This is a genomic window from Priestia megaterium (assembly GCF_046599315.1).
Taxonomy (GTDB): Bacteria; Bacillota; Bacilli; order Bacillales; family Bacillaceae_H; genus Priestia; species Priestia megaterium_F.
The window spans coordinates 52,320-70,673 of sequence record NZ_JBKIKC010000020.1; the positions used below are offsets into that span (position 1 = coordinate 52,320).

Consider the following 18,354-nt stretch of genomic DNA (forward strand, 5'->3'; position numbering starts at 1 on the left):
TAATAGAACAGATTAGATAAAATAGAACAGATTTCAAATAAGTCATATATACTATAAGGAAAGAGGTGAGAACGGTATGAAAAGAGAGATTCTCTCAAACACTCATTCAGATAAGCTTTTCGAACAAATTTATGACTATCTTCTGGAAAGGATCAGGCGCGGAGAGTGGAAGGCACATGAAAAGCTTCCTTCTGTTCGCACGCTGGCTATGGAATTCGATGTGCATCGACTAACTGTCTTTAAAGCGTATCAATTGCTGAAAAATAACCAAAATGTGTATGTCAAGGATAAATCAGGATACTATGTTCAACCAGGAAGCATTCTGCCAGTGGATTCACAACACGACCCTATTATTTCAGCCTACGTACATGAAAGCCATCTCTCTGAAATTCATCAGGTTCAAGCTACTTATCAATTTTCCAAAGCACTGCTCGATCCTAATCTTTTGCCCAATCTTTATTTTTCAGAATACGTTAAGAAAGTGTTTGATCTGTATCCAAAAGTGCTGGGGACATATTCTACCACTCAGGGGGATCAAGAACTGAGGGAAGCCTTGTGCCGTTATTTCACAAATCAGTATAATTTCTACCTAACTAAGGATGAATTGTTAATTACATCCGGTTCGCAAGAAGCCATTGATTTAATCTCCAGAGTCTTGATAAAGCCGAGAGATACAGTATTGCTGGAGAGACCCACTTACAGCCCTGCCATTGATGTTTTCAGAAGACAAGGTGCTAAAATCATTCCAATCGAGATTCACCCTTCTGGCTATGATTTGGATGAGGTAGAAATAATCATGCAGAAATATAAACCGCGCCTTTTTTATCTCAACCCTACCTTTCACAATCCAACCGGATACACCGTACCGGCCGAACAAAGGAAGAGGTTGGTAGATATTGCCCATAAATACCAGTGTCTATTAGTAGAGGATGATCCCTGCCGTGACATTTACTTTGGGGAGGAGCCCCCTCTGCCGATTTTTTCTTATGACACAGAAGGATATGTCATCTATATTCGTAGCTTTAGTAAATACGTAGCTCCTGGTCTGAGTATTGCAAGTGTGGCTTGCCATCCATCCTTGATGAAATTTTTCGTGAGCGCAAAATCATTATCAGACAGTGGAGCGCCATTGTTGAACCAAAAGATTTTTTTGCATTATTTCTTTTCCGAACGGATGCAGCAACATTTGGAAAAACTGCGGATTGCCCTGGCAGTTCGCAAGGACATAATGGAAGAAGAATTGTCTGTCACCGGCTGGAAATGGTCCAGCCCGACAGGAGGTTTTAATTTATGGATTATGCTCCCCGAGTCGATCCCAATGGAAAGTCTTCTTAGTAAGTGCATGGAGCAATCCATTACTTTTGTCCCCGGTTCCATCTGTGATCCACTCAGGGAGTTAAAATCATGGATACGCTTGAGCTATTCCTATCTGAATGAACAACAATTGAGGGAGGGCTTAAAACGACTTGTCAGTCTATTTCGTTGGTTATGTCCAGATGGAAATTAGAGGAATGACTTTTTAACAGTAGCATAACATGAAAATACCTTACAGATTTTCCAAACGAGAAAGCTCATCCCTTCAGACCCAAATGAAAATTACGCTGAATATCCAGATAAGGTAAGTGGTTTATGTGACAATTGTAATTTAGCTTACTTCAAAACTCCCATAAAAAATGGCGTTTTTTTACGCGAATGTCGGGAATGTGGCATGAAGAAGAGTATTTAAGTATAGAGGATTATATAGTAAAAGGAGAAGGGTAAAAACCCTTCTCCTTTTTATATAAATGTAGTTGTATTTACTCATTTTTAGAATCTGAAATATATGCCTTACTACACTTCCGATGCCTTTTATTACAATCTGCTTTAGAAGTTAAGGCATCCGTTGATCGCTCTTCTATTCCCCCTAATGATTACCTACTGCAGACTGTTCGATAATGGTGAAGGTACGAAGTCTCCGAGGAATAAAAGCCCGTATCTCCTCTTCCTTATATCCAATTTGTAACATTTTCTCATCTTGTATAATGGGTCGTTTAAGTATAGTAGGATGGGTCCTTAACAATTTATATAGCTCTTGTAACGAAAGTGTATCTATCTCTATATTTAACTTTTGAAGTATCTTTGATCTTGTAGAAATGATTTCATTTGTACCCTCTTCTGTCATGCTAAGAATGCCTTTGATTTCATCTTCCTTAAGAGGATCATGTGATATATTTCTCTCAATATAATCAATTTGATTTTCCTCAAGCCAAGCCTTTGCTTTTCGGCAAGAAGTACAGCTTGTTGTCGTATATAGATTAATCATTTCTCGCACCTCATCAATATTTCTTTTCTTTTCAAAATCTTTGATTAATGAATCTTGTTTAAACCAAAAACTCATATTATGTATGTGTTACAGAAATTGAATTTAATTGATATTCCACTAGATGCAACAAGGGTATCCAGTTCTTCACCTTTATGCATTTTCCATAGCCTCGCTGCAGCTACAGATTCGGCAACGAGTGATTGGTGTATATGTTTTTACACTAACTAATCATAAATTTTTATAATGTTTACGTCAACGTTATAAAAATATTTAATAATTTAGTTTTAGTGCAAAAAATTTAAAACACTTGCAAGTAAACTCTTAAACTTTAATGTCCCAATAATCCCAATTTAAAAAGGTATGATTAGTACGGAAAATGCCTTTCCATGTATGATTTTGACTTACTGTATTAGTGAGGCATACATTCGATTTCTCGTCCATTTCATGACAAATAAAGGCCACTAGGCTAACCCTTAGCATATAAAAACCCAGCACCTCTTACATCACCATCTACTGAACACCTCCTATGGAAAGCACGACTTTTTCAGGAATAAAAACTGTGAAAATAATGAAATAATCCTCAATGATTAAAGTTAGAGAAGTAGATAATCTAATCATTATTATGTAAATTAAAACTTCATATCATATCCATTCTAAAAACAGAAAACTACTACTCCTCTTTAAAGGTATACTTTACCTCAATTGGGGTATGGAGGATTAAGGTCTTTGAAGGATAAACAGGAAATAGTTAACATAAGATAAGACCATTACTCGTGAAGAATGGAGATGAAGGATATGTCGAATACAAATAAAATACCTCGAGAAGAAGGAATAGATCACAGCTTGAGCCTTATAAGAGAAGGATATAGGTATATATCAAACAGACGTCAGAGTTTTCATTCTGATATTTTCGAGACACGATTGCTTGGAAAGAAAGCAATCTGTATGGGAGGAAAGGAAGCAGCAGAAGTTTTTTATGACACTGAAAAGTTCCAAAGAAAAGACGCAGCACCAAATCGAGTCGTACAAACATTGTTTGGTAAGAATGGTGTTCAGGCTTTAGACGGAGAGGCTCATAAACATCGTAAGGAAATGTTTATGTCGATTATGTCGCCTGATGGAATTAAAAGCCTAATCGACATTACAAAAAAGCAGTGGGAGATGGCAGTGGATAAATGGATACGGATGGATGAGGTTATTCTCTATGAAGAGGCACAGGAAATTATGTGCAGGACAGCCTGTCAATGGGCTGGTATACCGGTACAAGAAGAAAAAGTTAGGGAACTAACAAAAGATTTGGGAGCGATGTTTGAATCGCCGGCTGCCATTGGTCCAAACCATTGGCTCGGGAGAAATGCGCGAAATCGGGTGGAAAAGTGGATGGGAGAACTGATTGATGAGGTTCGTAATGGAAATATGAATATCTCCACTAATACCATATTATACAGATTTGCGCAGTATCGTGATTTAGAAGGGAATCTTCTGGACACCAAAACTGCTGCCGTAGAAGTAATAAACATCTTGAGACCAATTGTAGCAATTGCTATCTTTATTAATTTTATTGCCCTATCATTACACCATTTCCCTGAGGAGAAGGGCAAACTTAAATTTAAAGATGAAGAATATGCACAGATTTTCATACAGGAAGTTCGTCGCTTTTATCCATTTTTCCCGTTTGTCACGGCATTGGTAAAAAAGGATTTCACTTGGAATAACTACAAATTTGAGGAGGGTACATTAACTTTGCTAGATCTTTACGGTACAAATCACGATCCTAAGATTTGGGACAATCCTGATGTATTCAATCCTGATCGTTTTACAAGATGGGAAGGAAGCCCCTTCAGTTTCATTCCACAGGGTGGTGGAGATTACTTTATGGGACATCGTTGTGCAGGTGAGTGGGTCACTCTTGAAGTCATGAAAGTGAGTCTTGATTATCTAGTACATCGAATAGAGTATGAGATTCCTGACCAAGATTTAAGTTTTATCATGGTTGATATGCCATCTATTCCTCATAGTAAAATCGTGATTAAAAGTATTAAAAGAACGCTTTAATTTAATAAAAAGAGGAGCCACTTTTGGCTCCCTTTACTTTTTTAATGAAAATCCACGTCAATTTTTTTCTTTTGATCTGTTGCTAATTTAGGCATTCTAACTTCTAGAACTTCATTTTTATAAGAGGCTTTTATCCCTTCGTTAGATACAGGACTTGGAAGATACACAGAACGATGAAAACGTCCTACAAAACGCTCTTTTCGATGCATATGCTCCTCTTTTACCTCATTTGTTCGAGTAGTAGATCCACTAATAATTAGCGTATTATTTTCAACTGTAATATCCAAATCTTCTTTACTTTGCAGTCCTGGAACATCACAATTATCCACCACTTCATTCTCTGTTTCGTGAACATCTACTCGAATATCTCCAAGATTCGTATCTGTTCCTAAAGTAGATGGAAAATCAGAAAAGAAGCGTTCAAAATCTTTTCTCATATTAGATAGTTGTCTAAATGGATCATATGGTACAAGTGCCATTGATACATTCTCCTTCTTTCTTAGCATGAGATTAGTATGGCTCCTGTTTAGAGAAGTCATTCAAGTCATGTACACCATATCTTCATCGTTAATTGATGAAGTACATATTTTCCACACATCCTAAAGAATGATAATCAAACATTTTAGAAGACTAAGAATCCAATAAAATAAGGCAAGGTATCTAAGACTAAAATTTCATATAGATGTTTACTCCCTTTTAGGGCTGAAACATACGATTTATCATGCTTCTTTTGCTTCTCACTGCGTTTCCCTTTAGATGTTGAGGCATCTTTCAATCTCACGTCCATTTAATAAAAAGAATAAACTATTGGGACAACTCCTAGCATCTATAATCCAAGCACACCTTACATCATTACCTACTCCTCTCCCTACTGCAGTAAGGGTTCTTTTTTATTTTTGAGTGGACAGGCAAGCTTACTGCAGTAGCTACATAGTATCTAAAGAATCACGATTTCATTCACTAATAGGTATCTATTCCTTTATTGTTGCTGCATGAGTACAAGCTTTATTATCTCTTTTTAAATATTTATTTCTTGATAAAAGCTTATATATTTTGTCAGTTCTGTAATTCCTTTAAATTGAAGTAACAGTTGATTGTTCAGGTTTTCTAAAGCCAATTGAAAAGCACGCTCGATTTTAATATGGCTTTGTGTATCTAAATCCTCTAAGAGCTGTTTCATATTCTCAATATAATAAACCGTTTTCCTTAAACTGCTGATGACAAGTATCTTACGCAATTCAGGTATCGTAAACATTCTATACCCATTCTCTTTATTCCGTTCTGAACGGATTAACCCCTCATTCTCCCAATGACGAATAGCCGAAGTATTTACTCCTGCTATTTCTGCAGCTTCCCCAATACTTATATGTTTTTTAATTTTTATATTTTTATATGAGGTAAAATTCGCACTTTGAATCATAGCGAGTATTTCCCCAACTCTCTGTTTCTCCACTTGTAGATGGAATTGTTGTTTATTTACCGACCAAAGAGCTTTTTCAATATTTGCGTTTTTAATCATTCTCATGACTTCATAAACAACAGGTATGTTATACCCTTTTAATAATGCTCTAATGGTAGTAAAGGCCTGTAAGTGTATCGATGTATAGAAACGGTGATTGCTTTTCGTTCTTGGTACATTAGGAATAAGATCTTGTTCCTCATATCTCCTCAAAGTTGTTGTACTTACACTTAAAATAGTTGCAATTTGTTTAGGGGTATATATATTCATTCTTCACTCCTTATTTAAAGTAAAACCTTCAAGTGCTACAATAACGAATTTCAAACGAAATACTGTTATATAGAGGTCAAATCGGACAATAACCGAAATATTGCATGAATGTTATACGATAGTAGTATAAACAATTTAGGAGTGATAAAGTGGAGAAATTCATAAAACTTATGGATAAGTCCGAATTAAAGGTTGGCTTAGTGGGAAACTCCAACTGTAAAACAATTATGCTTCCAGTAGCCAAAGATTCCATTTATGGACAGGAAGCAGAAAACTTAAAGTTGTGGGGAGTAGACCCTGAATTAGGAAAACATTTTATCGAGGGGCTCATAGATACGTTTCAGATTTTGTATTTCGACTATGAAGGTCACCGTTTGCAACATCCAAATCCAGAAAATCTCACACCTGAAAACATAATAAAAGATCTGTTAGTAATTGCGGATGAAATGAACATTAAGAGATTTAGTTATTATGGTTACTCTTGGTTAGGTTTAGTTGGCTTACAATTAGCAATTAGAACAGACCGACTAGAAAGCTTAATCATGGGTGGGTTTCCGCCGATAGACGGTCCTTACAAAGAGATGATGGTAGTGACTAGTAAAACATATGAACAGGCTTTGAATAATCAATATTCCCCTACTTATGATGAACAAGAAGAATATAAGATTCCAGAAAAGATTAATTGGGATAACGTACAAGTGAAGATTGACATAAATCAAACTAAACAGTTTGTTACGATGTACAAAAATTTGATGGAATTTAACGATGGAGAAATTCAACATAAAATAAATATTCCTAAGATGACGTTTGCTGGCGAAAAAGATACCATTGTTTATGGAGAAAACTTTGGCAATGTAATAGTTGATATTGTTGGTACACTACAAAAAAACAAAAAAGAGTTACAGAAATTGGGATGGGATATAGAAATCCTGAAAGGAAATGATATGGATCATACCAAAGCCATGCAACCTGTAAACGTTCTATCACTGATAAAGCCTTGGTTAGTTAAAAATTTGAATTAATCTTATAAAAATGAGTAAAACCTTAATAACGACTTCAACAGCTATATAAAAATTAAACAATAAAGTGTCCTTAGTAGGACATGATAAAAGTGGAGGTGAAATATATGAACAAAGAAGAGTATAAAGAAGCAGCTTCGAAATATCCAACAAGTAAAATGGTTCAACCGCCAGTTGGCGGTAGTATACCTAAAGAGCAAAGAGATAAAAACCATGATTTCGAAATCTCTCCAGAAAATGATTCCGTCTATCTAGCTCGTGGGGATATTAAAACGCCATAAAAAAGGGAAGGTGAAAACCTTCTCTTTTTTTATGTAAATGTGTCTTCAGTCTTTTTAGAACATGAGATATGCAGTTTATAATGTTGCTACCACTATTTCAATTAGTTATTTTTTAATGCATCAAATAAAATTTCTGCTCCTCTTGTGCTTAACACTATTCCACCTGAATATAACCTGTTTTGTAGAGAGATTTCACCTGTTATCATACATTCGAGCAAATGCCTATTTTTCTTTAAAATAATCTTGTCTTCATTTATATGAATTTTTACAGGAGCTCTCTCTTTAATGTTAAAAATGCTTCGTATCTCAACTGGAAGAGCTACACGCCCTAACTTATCTACTCTTCGTATAATACCTTTTGATTTCATTCTTCCTTTCGCCTACCTTCCTTGCTATTACTCGCTATGATAAATGCTGAAATTCACACAACTAATAAGAGGTATTTCCCATAAAACAAAAGTTAATTGCGTCACAGCGCTTATTAGCATCACTATATTTTCTATCGGTAATTGTCAAAATACTGATGCTACAAAATAGATGGAGAAGATTAAATTAAAAAGACTTATATTACTCTAAAAATGATACAGGTCATTTTCCTTTTAGCTACCTCTTCAACATGTTGACATTCTTTAAATTCAGCTGGTCCAAATACGATTTTCATCAAACATTCCTCCGAAATATCCTCTATTATTGTTGTAATATACTAGTGAAAAATTAACATATACTTAGAAGATTCTTAAAAAATGATTAGAAATTTGAGGATAATAAGTTGTAGCTTATTTCAAAGCTATACAATAGAAAAGAATGTGAGCTCTAACTTTGAAAAAGTGAAAAAATGGAGAGCTTTTTTCACCAGGCCGGAGTAATACCCAGGGTTACAGGAAGTCATGAACAAACAATCGTCCCAATAATCAAAAATGAAATATTAAAAGAAGAACTTCAAGGAGCAGTTATTAAAGAAATAGAAATTTTTCAAATGCAGATGATAGAACGAAAATAAAAAGCAGCCATTATAAAAAATATAGTGGCTGCCTTTATATATATTATTTAGTATTATAACCTTTAAACTTATAACCATAAATTTTTGTTAGTTCTTGAAAGCTCTTAGGTGAGTTTGTAATTGCAACAGGTGTTCCAACCTTAACCTTATCAAAGAGTTTCTCAATTGAAGCGTTATGCATTCTCACGCATCCTTGACTTACATATTTTCCAATACTTGATTCATTAGCGTTACCGTGAATAGCATATGTATCGCCTTTTGTTCCATTAGCATCTAAACCCAACCAACGTTTACCAAGTGGATTACGTGGGTCACCCCCAGGAATATGTCCGGTATAATATGGACGATTTTTAATTTTATTCACGATTTTAAAATGTCCTACAGGTGTTTTCTCCCAACTTTTCCCCGTAGCAACTGGTTCAATCATCTCAACATATCCATTATGATAATAGATTAGTTTGTTGTAGTGCTTATTAATAATAATTAAATCATCACTCTTTGTTGCGGCTGCTTCAGCTTTAACTCCTGAGCTTCCGAACAGGGTTACAAAAGCAAGTGCAAATACCATTAATGAATTTACCAAGAACCTCTTCATCGACCTATATTCCCCTTTTGTCATGAATATTATATACATAATTCTAGTTATATTGGTAATATAACCAATATTTGATATATGTAATATATATACATTATAACCAATATATAGACTGATTTCAATATAGGTTTTAGTGGTTATAATACTTAAAAGGAGGGATTTATATCGTAGTTGATAAAAGTAAGAATAAACAAGTTCTCGTTACCTTCCCACTGGAACAATTAGAAGAAATAGAAGAGTATTGGCATGAGAAGAGATATAATAACCGAAATGAAGCAATAAGAGCACTCATTCAAGAAGGACTAGAAAAAGTTAAAAAAGATGATAAATAATGATAGGTCTGATAAAACTCTATGTTAGTCATAGGGTTTCTTTTGTATTTAGCAATGGCTAACATTGCTCCGTATTACTTTATATTCTTGTTTCCCCAATACTGTTTTCCATTACATTTTACCTACGTTCATACAGAATAGCTATTTATCATTAAGGCCTTATATAAGCATCTTTCAATCGTTAACTCTAACTTACTGTATTTAGTCGGTGGGTCATTCTTAGATTTCTCGTTCACTTCATTCGAAAGGTAGCCCACTAAGCCAATCCCATGTATAAAAAATGAACATATATTTTATTACCATCTACTTCTTTTAACATCTATAAAGTAAACGTAGTCTATTTAATTTCGTATAATCTAGCAATAACTTTCATATTAATAGAATAAAAGACTAGAAAGAATGCAGGTGAATAGAATGAAAAGAAAATGGTTTATGATTGGACTAGGTGGTATGTTTATTGGGATAGGAATCAATTTATTTATTCTTCCTTCTCATATTATAAATGGGGGTGTATTTGGGATTAGCTTGTTGTTAAAGTATCTACTGGGATTTAAGGTGGGTCTTAGTATCGTTTGTATTAACATTCCGATTTATTTATCAGCTTTAAAACATAACCGTTCATACTTTTACAATAGCCTATTTGGTTTAACCATTACATCCCTTGCTATTGATTTACTCTTCCCTTTAAATGGAATTTTTGATCTCCCTGTGTTTGTAAGCGCCTTACTAGGTGGCCTAACTATTGGGCTTGGGGTAGGAATTATGCTTAGACATAATACATGTCCTGGAGGAATCGATCTTCTCGCTTTTTTACTTTCAAAATGGACATCTGTGAATATAGGGTTCCTCCTTCTTCTCATAGACACTTCTATTGTTTTGATTGGCTTATGTATAGTTGGAGACAAAACCCTTATCTATTCACTCATCACAGTAGGAGGAGTGTCCGTAACAGCAGGTCTATTAACGGCATTTAGGTCTGTTACTTACTTACGATAGAGGCGAAGTAGTATATACGTTCACTGCCTTATTTCTACGACTTGAATAAACCTTATATAAGTTCTTATTAGGGAAAACATTTTAGCAACTAAATACTACGTAGGTTATATATCAGCACTTTTAAAAATCTTTATTGATAAGTTTGTACAAAGAGTCCATCATCTTCCAACCATTCGGCTAAAAAAATAGTTTTATATTCACTTATCCTTTGGGATGAAAGTTGAGCTCTTAACCATTCTTCATCAAAACCTAAATCTTTTACCTCATCCCATAAGACTTCGCCGTCCCGTATAAGGGTAACAGGAACATAGACGGGTTTTACAGACATATTAAAATCTTCTTGGGTAGTTTTTTGATATTTCGCCTTTTTTAGAATGCTAATCGAACCATTTGCTTCTAAGTAACAAAAAGCTACTTCTCGAATAGAGAAGGTTTCACTTTGTCGAAGTAGGCTTTGCAGCTGATTGATGTTCATTCGATTCTTTCTCAATTCTTCTCGATCAACTATTCCATTTTTAATAAGAGCAGACGGTTTTCCTTCAACAATGCCGCGAAATGATAAATATTTTTGTCCAAGGTACTCAACTACAAAGAGTAAAATAGCCCATAGCCCCATGGAATAAATAATATAGAAAACACCGATTTGACGATCATATAATGCGTTTCCTAATAATTCACCGAGTACTATAGAGGCAATAAAAGTGAAGGGAGTAATTTGATTAATAATCTTTTTCCCTACAAACTTGACAATTATAAAAAGAAAAAAAAATCCAGTAATAATTTCAATGGTTAGGTACATGATTTTCATATTATAAATGCTCCGATCTCACTCTATGCATTTTTACACAATTATAAAGATTTTAGTTTTAAATGACAAAATTCCGTTTTTTTAGTAGGCACTTCCAATAAAACTCCATTAGGGTAACTAAGTTTGTACATGATATCTAGTTTAAATGCAAAAAACTACCAATTATTAGTTTTTTCTTTTATAGATAATTATCTGCTTTACGATTAATCCAACTAATAAACCAATTGGTAAGCAAAGTAAAGGGAACCACAGAGGCCCTAATAACACACCCCTTATAGTAAATGTAGAAGAATACATGACTCCCACTGTAACCAAATAGGCGGAAAATACGAATGGAAGAAAACTTAAAGGAGATTTTTCTTCATTAGCATCTTTATAAGCGTCCCATATAGAAAAAAAGTAAAGACATGGGTAAAACATTAACCATTGATAATTTGTGTGTTCAATAGCCTCGTCAATCTTTCCTTGAAAGTTTAGCAATAAAACCGTATTAACATTTGATTGAATGTTAATGGCTATTTCTAACGTGATAAATAGAATACCTTTTATTAGCCTTCCATTTAAGAGCTGAGGAAAGCCCGGCATAGCTATACTCCAAAAAATACTTTCTAACTCATTTTTCGTCATTTGTTATTCACATCTAATTTTAATTTTTTAGAGAAGGTAACTTATATTCAATATAACTTTATCATGTCTACTTCTTTATTTATTATAATTTGGTGCGACTCTCTGTTTGAGGCGGTTCCTCTAACCATCCATTATTAATCATAATTTTCACAGCATAAAAATAAATATCTTTGGCAATTAATGCTGTTTTCATGGATAGATCTTTTCGTGAGCTAAATATAGTTCCGAAACTACTTCCGACAATTCCAAATCCGTTTAAAAGGTAAATACAAAATATCATGAGCTTTTGAGAGAATGGAGCTCCTGTAGAAGGTGTTACAGTACTTCCAGAAGTAGCAGAAAACTGAATATCACTCTCAAGAAGAATATCTCCAAATATTTTATTTGCTTCTTAGCAAGGTCTTTGCCCTTTATAAAATATTGTTTTACTTCTTTATTCTCTGCACACTGTGCAAAGCCAGTAATCAGTTGTATTCCGATATTATTTGTTTCTATTCCATGATGAAGATAACCTAGTTCAATATCATTCAAAGCCCTTTTTTTATTAAAAACATTCAATCCACTTAAATAGCTTTTATTTTTAATGAACTCAGTAGATGTAGGCATTGTAACTTTTGGTGCCAGAGTAAGAATTCCTTTCTCAAGTAAATAAAGCGTAGATAATTTATAAACTTTTTGGGTCACAGAAGTCAGCCCTTCATAAATTTCCATTACCTCGTCCTGATAGGCCATATTCATATTAAGAATGTACATACCCATACTAATTTCTTTTAAAATACGTACAAATAAAATACGTACAAACATAATGTCAAATCCATTGTCGTATAACTTAGGAGCTTCTAAATTTACATCCTCCTGATTAAACCCAATAGGGATAACTACACCCTGCTCTTGAAAAATCTTCTTTATTTTTCAACAATCACTTTATCGGCGTTCCTGGAGCATAGTAGTATGGAGGAACTTTAAGCCATCCCCTTCTTTTCACGAGTTCTTTTAGGGTTGCTCCAAACGTCATATATTCCTGCAAATATTCAATCCATATCAAAGTAACATCATTGCGTGTAGATTGAATGATTGCATTTGCACAGTAGGTAATTAAGATAACCATTTTAATATTAAGGCTGTTTGCAAGTTCATCATCCGTTAATTTCACACCTAATGGAATATCACTTGGATTAGACTGTGGCTTGGACTCACTTAAAGGGGGAATAGGAACTCCTTCTGACTGCATAAAAGCAATAATTCGCTCTTTCTGTGATTTGAACATCTCAACTGCTTCATGGAAAGCTTTTCGTAATTCAGGGTCCGTTGTACTGTTAATCCCTGCTTCAGAATGAACTTGTTCGTCGGCTAATTCGGAAAGGTAGGACCAGCAGGACATGACTTCCCCCACATGTAAGGGTGATTTGGGTTCCTCGTCAATAAATGATTGAATAATATTTTTAAGAGCTTTTCCGACATCTGGCACATTTCTCACCTCACTTTTCGGCTTGGGGTAGACCTGCAGCATGATACGGCGGTGGAACTTTGAGCCATCCCCGTTTTCGCATCAATGATTTAAAGATTAGTAAAAAGGTTATGTGTTCTTGCAAAAATTCAGCCCACATCAGACTAACATCGCTTCGAAGGGATTGCGATGCTGCTTCCGAACAGTTTGTAATCGCCATAGAGACTTTTTTCTTAAGGCTGTTTGCAAGCTCGTTATCTGTGAGCTTAACCCCTAATGGAACACTATTCGGGTCAGAGATTGGTTTGGATTCACTAAGAGGTGGTGACGGAATTCCTTCTGACCGCATAAAAGCAATAATTCGCTCTTTCTGTGATTTGAACATGTTGACGGCTTCTTGAAGGACTTTTCGCAACTCAGGATCCGTTGTGCTGTTAATTCCTGCTTCAGTCTGTACTTGTGTCTCACCAGCTAACGCTAAAAATATCCAGCACCCCATAGCCTCCCCAATATGAAGAGGCGTTTTATTCTCATCTTTAATAAAAGACTGAACAACATTTTTCAAGGCTTGCAAAAGATCAGGCACGTACTTCACCTTCTTTTTTCTTTTAATTTCCCCTAAAGAGTATTTCTAATGCAAAAATTGAGCTTTATTTTCTTCTAAGGTTTGAGCTATGTAATTTTTCACGCTACTATTGCTTCTCACTACGTTCTACTTCAGATATTGAGGCATCTTTAGATTTCTCGTCCACTTAATGAAAAAGATAAGCCTATAGACCAAACCATAGCATATAAAAACCGAGTATAGCCTCCATCCCCTCTACTCCTCACCTACTGCAGTAAAGGTTCTTTGTTATTTTTGGAGTGGACAGGCAAGCTTACTGAAGTAGCTACATAGTATCTAAAGAATCTTAACTTCATTACCTAATCAGTATCTAGTTCAGTAGCACTACCTCGTTAATACAAGCTGTATACGCTTAGTGAAGCCCTTCATGGAACCTGTAAGGGAGCTGAGCCGAAGAGGCGAAGGGGGCGACCGGATGCGTCGAGTTGAAATAACAGGTACGTAAAAGGCCAAAAAATAAAACAAGAGACCTCGTCTTTTCAAGACGTATTCCTTTGTCCCGTTTAGTCCACTCGCCCTGCTTGACCCCACTATTCTGGCCATAAGAGGCATTGTCTTAGGAATTGCCATTATTGAACGGATATTAGAGCGATGGGGTGTGATTGATCTTATGGATCAGTTTGCGAAATTGATGCGCTTTATCTTACCTGTCACCTTCTATAGCGCCTTACTTTACTTTTTTGCGACCTTTATGTTTTGAGGAGGAATGTTGATGTTTGAAAAATTAAAACTGCGTGGCCAATTGATTAAAGCGTTTCGTACAGCAGAGATTTACCGGGTAGTGAAACGAGGAGACCGTACCTCCTATCTGTTTCCGAAAATCCATCAAATCGATAACCATCATACGTACACTCGGTACGCCTTTTCCTTACTAAATGGGATCGATCCTGAGCTTTTAACGAAAAAAAGGTGGGCCTTACGACAAGTATTAGGCAGCAACATCGAAATAAATGGCAGTTTGAAGAATTTTAGTATCACCGTTCATCATAAAAGCTTACCTAAGATGCTTGAATACAAGTATGAAGCAATTCATCCTTATATTGAGAAAATGGAGCTTCCCGTATGCATTGGTCAAGATATCTATAGAAACCCCGTTTCATGGGATTTTGCAGATTTGGAAACCTTACTGATATCGGGTGAAATTGGAGCCGGAAAAAGCAGTTTAATGCGTGTAATTCTGACTACATGGGTGAAATATGCCTCCCCTGAAGACTTGCGCTTAGTCTTAGTGGACCTTAAACGAGCCGATTTAGGGTTATTTCATGGGATTGAGCATGTAGATGCGCTTTGTTTTGAAGCAAAAGACATGAGAAAACCTTTTGCCTTACTTCGAGCTGAAATGTATCGACGAGGTGATTTACTGTTAGAGCATGGTGTGACTCATATCAGCAGGCTTCCCTTTAAATTACCTCGCATTGTCGTGGTGGTTGATGAAATGAGCATCATCAAGCGAGAAACGGATCTCGTAGAGATGATTCAACAGTTCGCAAGTCAAGGTCGTGCGCTGGGCGTTCATACCATTATTGCCATGCAACGTCCGGATGCGGATTTATTAAACTCTGCGCTAAAAGCCAACTTACGAGTAAGGATATCTGGGAGGCAGGCAGATGCGACAAATGCAAAAGTTGCCGGAGTCATTGGAGCAGAAGAAATTGATGCAGCAGCTAGAGGACGTATGAAAATTAAAATTGATGATGTGAAAGAGTTTCAAGCTTTTTTCTTAGATGAAGAAGCGTGTAAGGAAATGCTTTCACCTTATAAAACGCGCGTAAAAGATCCTGAACCGCACCTAGAGGTTGTGCTCCAGTCAATCTTTGGTTTATTAGAGAAGGAGGAACAGCGATGAGCTTTCGGTTATCTCAGCGTGATAAAGACATCATTGGATTTATCAATCAGTTTCGAGCTGTGGATCGCGACTCATTAGTGGAACTGTTCTTTAAACAGCTGAAATCGCCTGTGAATGCGTGTAATAGTGTCATGGTACGTTTATATCGATTAGGGTTGATTGAACGCACACAGCAGTATTCCCCGACGGTCTATTTGCCTGTAGATGCGAAGATCAAAAAGAACTCTCAAAAAATATTACATTTCCTTTCAATTCTAGATATCTATAAACAAATGTGTACGTATAGTGCACCTAAACAGGTGATTGTCGAGGATAAGCCCACAGGACGAAAAGGAGGCATTGAACCCGATCTCTTTTGTATCTTTAAAGGATCTCCGTTTTGGATTGAAATGCAACGCAATCAGTATTCTGAGCAGAAGATGCAGGCGAAGGTCAACCTCTATGAGGAGTTTTTCTTTTCGGATGAGTGGAAAGCATTGCAGTGGCAGCCAGAAGATCGAGCAGCCCTCTTCCCTTCGGTTATTCTGATTACGCCTGTTCGGTATGCAGTGTCTTCAGATCACATCCGCATTATACAGATAGCAAGTATTCATAAATTAATGGAGAAATACAAAAGTTCAGCTAAACAGCAAAGAGATGGAAGACCAAGAACGTCTGCTTCTTCCGGTGGGATTAAAATCAACTTAACGTAGCCTATTCATATACATTAAGTAGAATAATAGTTAACCTTGAATGAAACCTGATTATTTATAATAAATTTTAATGAAAAACCTTTTGGATAATAATAATATGTAGTTTTTTATTAAGTTAACAACCTAGGTTAGTTCCATGAAATTTAATAGGTTATTTAGATGGGAAAAGGAGTGAATACGAATGAGTTTAGCCACCTATATAGGTTCGAATGTAGAATTACCTATTAATGATGAATTAGATGATGTAGTTACCCTTGGGAATTGCTTTTCAGATGAAAGACATCGATTGAACATAAAGAAACATCAATTTACTACTCCTTATGTTTATGAAGTTTCAAGTGACTGGGGAATTGAAATTACGGAATATATGAATAAAAGCAGACGTAAAGAATCAAAAGAGAAACTACTTGCACTATGTAAACTGATGGACCCCTACCTTACGTCAGGAGATTTTTTTGAATTGTATAGTTGTTGGATAGGGGAAGAAGCTGAAGAGCGAGAAAGGGAATTAACATTAAACATCCATTACTTTGACATTGATGGCATTGAAATGCCTGAAAAAACATTAGTTAGAATTGAAAAATGAATTCTCCCTATTATGCTGACAAGTTCTTTGGTATATAAGCTACACTAAAAATATAAAAGTAAAAAAGCTATCTCACTGAGCGAGATAGCTTTTTAGTAGGAATGCTAATTATAAAGTACCCAAATATAACCGCAATTAAATGATATCATACTTTTTCCACATGGTCCAATTGTTGGGTGAATAATCATATGTATAAAAGACTGCATATCCGATTAAAGGCACCCATGAGAGGACCCTTTCACCTGTAAGGGTTCTTTTGCTTGGTTCCTATAGAAGACATTATGTTAACTACGGGTGTATATCATATACAGCCGAAAAAGAGAAAAAACTACTGGCCATGTTCAGTAGTTTTTTCTCCTTTCGTAATTAAGTTGTATAAGACGATGCCCCGTTTCTTCTTAAGTAGTTTGCTCATGACATGTAACATTATTCAATCTACTAGACGCAATAAAAGTAGACAGAATATTCGATTAAATACTTTACTTTGTAATCGCTTTCATTTATAATAAGGGTAGGTTGGATGGCATGAGTGGCTGTCATAGTATTTAGCGTAGGTGGGGCTGGTACAAGGGAACAGGGCATAAAAAAAATGTCCTTTTTTATTTTCATGAAGAAGGTAAAAATAACATTCTATAATTTAGGTCAGACAATATAACAGAATTATGGTTTTTTTATTCTAATTATGTAAAATGAAGTTGTGTAGAATCTACAAAAAAAAGAAAGGAGTACCTTTGGGGATAAGGTACTCCTTTTTTTATTGGTTCGAAAATTACAAAAATATTTATATTTTCAAAATATTAAGTGATGACATTGATCACCATAGATAGTAAGATATAGGTGGTCAGCCTAACGGAGGGTTCACGTTTGATAACCCAAATCATGCTTATAGAAAGGAGCATTTCTCATTTGAGAGGAATGCTCCTTTCTCTGTATAAGAAAAAGCAGGCTTAAGCCTGCTCTTGTAGCCTTAGAGGCTATTCTATAGTTAAGAAGTACGTATTAGTTACTGTAAGGGTTCTCGATGTAAATTCAGAAACTGTTGAACAGCTTCTGTCATAGATGATGTATTCAACTTCTCTAAGATACTTCTTTTTTGATTCTTAATCGTGTACTCTTCTTTATGGAGAATGTCTTGTATTTCTGAAATAGAATGACCATCAATAGCAAGTGCAAAGACTTCTTGTTCTGCTTTAGTAAGTTGGTTCATGAAGATTTTCTCTTTCAGAATTTTGCATTCTTCTACACTCTTCAGTCGAGCAACTTCATCAATTAAATCAGAAGCTACACTTAAGATATTTTCAATACCCATTAATAGTTTTTCGCTTTGATCCATGATAAGACCCTCCTATTTTTTGAGGGCAACCCATGCTATAATAAAGATCCAACGTTTTAATTGACACGGGGTGCATCCTTT

Annotated in this window: 21 protein-coding genes; 9 read left to right on the forward strand and 12 right to left on the reverse strand. The window is 35.5% G+C overall.

Annotated elements, in window-relative coordinates:
* Positions 1-76: 76 nt before the first annotated feature.
* Both ACLHDF_RS29015 and ACLHDF_RS29020 read left to right on the forward strand, forming a co-directional pair.
* On the forward strand, positions 77-1,507 hold the full coding sequence (locus tag ACLHDF_RS29015) for a PLP-dependent aminotransferase family protein (RefSeq protein ID WP_413921871.1): 1,431 nt from the start codon (positions 77-79) through the stop codon (positions 1,505-1,507).
* 45 nt (positions 1,508-1,552) lie between these two features.
* A complete protein-coding gene (locus ACLHDF_RS29020) occupies positions 1,553-1,726 on the forward strand; it encodes a hypothetical protein (RefSeq protein ID WP_413921899.1) in 174 nt (57 codons plus the stop codon).
* Positions 1,727-1,903: 177 nt separating this feature from the next.
* On the opposite strand, the gene spxA is transcribed toward ACLHDF_RS29020, so the two are convergent.
* On the reverse strand, positions 1,904-2,302 hold the full coding sequence (spxA, locus tag ACLHDF_RS29025; protein ID WP_413921900.1) for a transcriptional regulator SpxA: 399 nt from the start codon (positions 2,300-2,302) through the stop codon (positions 1,904-1,906).
* A 795-nt stretch (positions 2,303-3,097) separates the two neighbouring features.
* On the opposite strand from spxA, the gene ACLHDF_RS29030 reads away from it, so the two are divergent.
* Positions 3,098-4,357 carry a cytochrome P450 gene (locus ACLHDF_RS29030; RefSeq protein WP_413921872.1) on the forward strand — a complete coding sequence of 420 codons (1,260 nt, stop codon included), beginning with the start codon at positions 3,098-3,100 and terminating at the stop codon, positions 4,355-4,357.
* A gap of 41 nt (positions 4,358-4,398) precedes the next feature.
* Here ACLHDF_RS29030 and ACLHDF_RS29035 read toward each other — a convergent pair whose 3' ends face one another.
* Both ACLHDF_RS29035 and ACLHDF_RS29040 read right to left on the reverse strand, forming a co-directional pair.
* The gene (locus ACLHDF_RS29035; RefSeq protein WP_413921873.1) at positions 4,399-4,836 is read right to left on the reverse strand and encodes an Hsp20/alpha crystallin family protein; all 438 of its coding nucleotides are present in this window, start codon (positions 4,834-4,836) and stop codon (positions 4,399-4,401) included.
* 539 nt (positions 4,837-5,375) lie between these two features.
* Positions 5,376-6,086 (reverse strand): MerR family transcriptional regulator, encoded by a 711-nt coding sequence (locus ACLHDF_RS29040; RefSeq protein ID WP_413921874.1) that lies wholly within the window; start codon positions 6,084-6,086, stop codon positions 5,376-5,378.
* Positions 6,087-6,235: 149 nt separating this feature from the next.
* Between ACLHDF_RS29040 and ACLHDF_RS29045 the strand changes: the two genes are divergently transcribed.
* Together ACLHDF_RS29045 and ACLHDF_RS29050 are read left to right on the forward strand one after the other, a co-directional pair.
* Positions 6,236-7,108, forward strand: coding sequence for an alpha/beta fold hydrolase (locus ACLHDF_RS29045; RefSeq protein ID WP_413921875.1), 873 nt, complete (start codon positions 6,236-6,238; stop codon positions 7,106-7,108).
* A gap of 104 nt (positions 7,109-7,212) precedes the next feature.
* The gene (locus ACLHDF_RS29050) at positions 7,213-7,386 is read left to right on the forward strand and encodes a hypothetical protein (protein WP_413921876.1); all 174 of its coding nucleotides are present in this window, start codon (positions 7,213-7,215) and stop codon (positions 7,384-7,386) included.
* A 101-nt stretch (positions 7,387-7,487) separates the two neighbouring features.
* Here the strand turns inward: ACLHDF_RS29050 and ACLHDF_RS29055 are convergent, their stop codons facing one another.
* Both ACLHDF_RS29055 and ACLHDF_RS29060 read right to left on the reverse strand, forming a co-directional pair.
* A complete protein-coding gene (locus ACLHDF_RS29055) occupies positions 7,488-7,754 on the reverse strand; it encodes an AbrB/MazE/SpoVT family DNA-binding domain-containing protein (RefSeq protein WP_413921877.1) in 267 nt (88 codons plus the stop codon).
* Between the two features lie 675 nt (positions 7,755-8,429).
* On the reverse strand, positions 8,430-8,981 hold the full coding sequence (locus ACLHDF_RS29060; protein WP_413921878.1) for a L,D-transpeptidase: 552 nt from the start codon (positions 8,979-8,981) through the stop codon (positions 8,430-8,432).
* A gap of 746 nt (positions 8,982-9,727) precedes the next feature.
* On the opposite strand from ACLHDF_RS29060, the gene ACLHDF_RS29065 reads away from it, so the two are divergent.
* Positions 9,728-10,309 (forward strand): YitT family protein, encoded by a 582-nt coding sequence (locus ACLHDF_RS29065; RefSeq protein ID WP_306386215.1) that lies wholly within the window; start codon positions 9,728-9,730, stop codon positions 10,307-10,309.
* A 130-nt stretch (positions 10,310-10,439) separates the two neighbouring features.
* Here ACLHDF_RS29065 and ACLHDF_RS29070 read toward each other — a convergent pair whose 3' ends face one another.
* From ACLHDF_RS29070 to ACLHDF_RS29095, 6 genes are all read right to left on the reverse strand, one after another.
* On the reverse strand, positions 10,440-11,117 hold the full coding sequence (locus ACLHDF_RS29070; RefSeq protein ID WP_413921879.1) for a DUF421 domain-containing protein: 678 nt from the start codon (positions 11,115-11,117) through the stop codon (positions 10,440-10,442).
* 165 nt (positions 11,118-11,282) lie between these two features.
* Complete coding sequence (locus ACLHDF_RS29075; protein ID WP_413921880.1) at positions 11,283-11,744, reverse strand: hypothetical protein; 462 nt, start codon at positions 11,742-11,744, stop codon at positions 11,283-11,285.
* A gap of 82 nt (positions 11,745-11,826) precedes the next feature.
* Positions 11,827-12,123 carry a DUF3231 family protein gene (locus tag ACLHDF_RS29080; RefSeq protein WP_413921901.1) on the reverse strand — a complete coding sequence of 99 codons (297 nt, stop codon included), beginning with the start codon at positions 12,121-12,123 and terminating at the stop codon, positions 11,827-11,829.
* Positions 12,060-12,653, reverse strand: a complete 594-nt coding sequence (locus ACLHDF_RS29085; RefSeq protein WP_413921902.1) for a DUF3231 family protein — start codon at positions 12,651-12,653, stop codon at positions 12,060-12,062. The genes ACLHDF_RS29080 and ACLHDF_RS29085 overlap by 64 nt, the downstream gene beginning before the upstream one ends.
* 10 nt (positions 12,654-12,663) lie before the next feature.
* Positions 12,664-13,212, reverse strand: coding sequence for a DUF3231 family protein (locus ACLHDF_RS29090; RefSeq protein ID WP_413921881.1), 549 nt, complete (start codon positions 13,210-13,212; stop codon positions 12,664-12,666).
* 10 nt (positions 13,213-13,222) lie between these two features.
* Positions 13,223-13,777 (reverse strand): DUF3231 family protein, encoded by a 555-nt coding sequence (locus tag ACLHDF_RS29095; RefSeq protein ID WP_413921882.1) that lies wholly within the window; start codon positions 13,775-13,777, stop codon positions 13,223-13,225.
* Positions 13,778-14,528: 751 nt separating this feature from the next.
* Between ACLHDF_RS29095 and ACLHDF_RS29100 the strand changes: the two genes are divergently transcribed.
* From ACLHDF_RS29100 to ACLHDF_RS29110, 3 genes are all read left to right on the forward strand, one after another.
* Positions 14,529-15,662, forward strand: coding sequence for an FtsK/SpoIIIE domain-containing protein (locus tag ACLHDF_RS29100; protein ID WP_413921163.1), 1,134 nt, complete (start codon positions 14,529-14,531; stop codon positions 15,660-15,662).
* Positions 15,659-16,354 (forward strand): hypothetical protein, encoded by a 696-nt coding sequence (locus tag ACLHDF_RS29105; protein ID WP_413921883.1) that lies wholly within the window; start codon positions 15,659-15,661, stop codon positions 16,352-16,354. Before ACLHDF_RS29100 ends, ACLHDF_RS29105 begins: the two co-directional genes overlap by 4 nt.
* Positions 16,355-16,535: 181 nt before the next feature.
* Positions 16,536-16,940, forward strand: coding sequence for a hypothetical protein (locus ACLHDF_RS29110; RefSeq protein ID WP_413921884.1), 405 nt, complete (start codon positions 16,536-16,538; stop codon positions 16,938-16,940).
* A 1,003-nt stretch (positions 16,941-17,943) separates the two neighbouring features.
* Here the strand turns inward: ACLHDF_RS29110 and ACLHDF_RS29115 are convergent.
* Positions 17,944-18,273, reverse strand: coding sequence for a helix-turn-helix domain-containing protein (locus tag ACLHDF_RS29115; protein WP_413921885.1), 330 nt, complete (start codon positions 18,271-18,273; stop codon positions 17,944-17,946).
* Positions 18,274-18,354 lie beyond the last annotated feature (81 nt).

What these genes read in the sequence shown, in the direction of transcription:
- ACLHDF_RS29110 (WP_413921884.1), top strand. Translation starts at nt 16,536, where the DNA reads ATGAGTTTAGCCACCTATATAGGTTCGAATGTAGAATTACCTATTAAT.
- ACLHDF_RS29030 (WP_413921872.1), top strand. Translation starts at nt 3,098, where the DNA reads ATGTCGAATACAAATAAAATACCTCGAGAAGAAGGAATAGATCACAGC.
- ACLHDF_RS29065 (WP_306386215.1), top strand. Translation starts at nt 9,728, where the DNA reads ATGAAAAGAAAATGGTTTATGATTGGACTAGGTGGTATGTTTATTGGG.
- ACLHDF_RS29070 (WP_413921879.1), bottom strand. Translation starts at nt 11,117, where the DNA reads ATGAAAATCATGTACCTAACCATTGAAATTATTACTGGATTTTTTTTT.
- ACLHDF_RS29050 (WP_413921876.1), top strand. Translation starts at nt 7,213, where the DNA reads ATGAACAAAGAAGAGTATAAAGAAGCAGCTTCGAAATATCCAACAAGT.
- ACLHDF_RS29075 (WP_413921880.1), bottom strand. Translation starts at nt 11,744, where the DNA reads ATGACGAAAAATGAGTTAGAAAGTATTTTTTGGAGTATAGCTATGCCG.
- spxA (WP_413921900.1), bottom strand. Translation starts at nt 2,302, where the DNA reads ATGATTAATCTATATACGACAACAAGCTGTACTTCTTGCCGAAAAGCA.
- ACLHDF_RS29060 (WP_413921878.1), bottom strand. Translation starts at nt 8,981, where the DNA reads ATGAAGAGGTTCTTGGTAAATTCATTAATGGTATTTGCACTTGCTTTT.
- ACLHDF_RS29035 (WP_413921873.1), bottom strand. Translation starts at nt 4,836, where the DNA reads ATGGCACTTGTACCATATGATCCATTTAGACAACTATCTAATATGAGA.
- ACLHDF_RS29015 (WP_413921871.1), top strand. Translation starts at nt 77, where the DNA reads ATGAAAAGAGAGATTCTCTCAAACACTCATTCAGATAAGCTTTTCGAA.
- ACLHDF_RS29115 (WP_413921885.1), bottom strand. Translation starts at nt 18,273, where the DNA reads ATGGATCAAAGCGAAAAACTATTAATGGGTATTGAAAATATCTTAAGT.
- ACLHDF_RS29055 (WP_413921877.1), bottom strand. Translation starts at nt 7,754, where the DNA reads ATGAAATCAAAAGGTATTATACGAAGAGTAGATAAGTTAGGGCGTGTA.
- ACLHDF_RS29040 (WP_413921874.1), bottom strand. Translation starts at nt 6,086, where the DNA reads ATGAATATATATACCCCTAAACAAATTGCAACTATTTTAAGTGTAAGT.
- ACLHDF_RS29105 (WP_413921883.1), top strand. Translation starts at nt 15,659, where the DNA reads ATGAGCTTTCGGTTATCTCAGCGTGATAAAGACATCATTGGATTTATC.
- ACLHDF_RS29100 (WP_413921163.1), top strand. Translation starts at nt 14,529, where the DNA reads ATGTTTGAAAAATTAAAACTGCGTGGCCAATTGATTAAAGCGTTTCGT.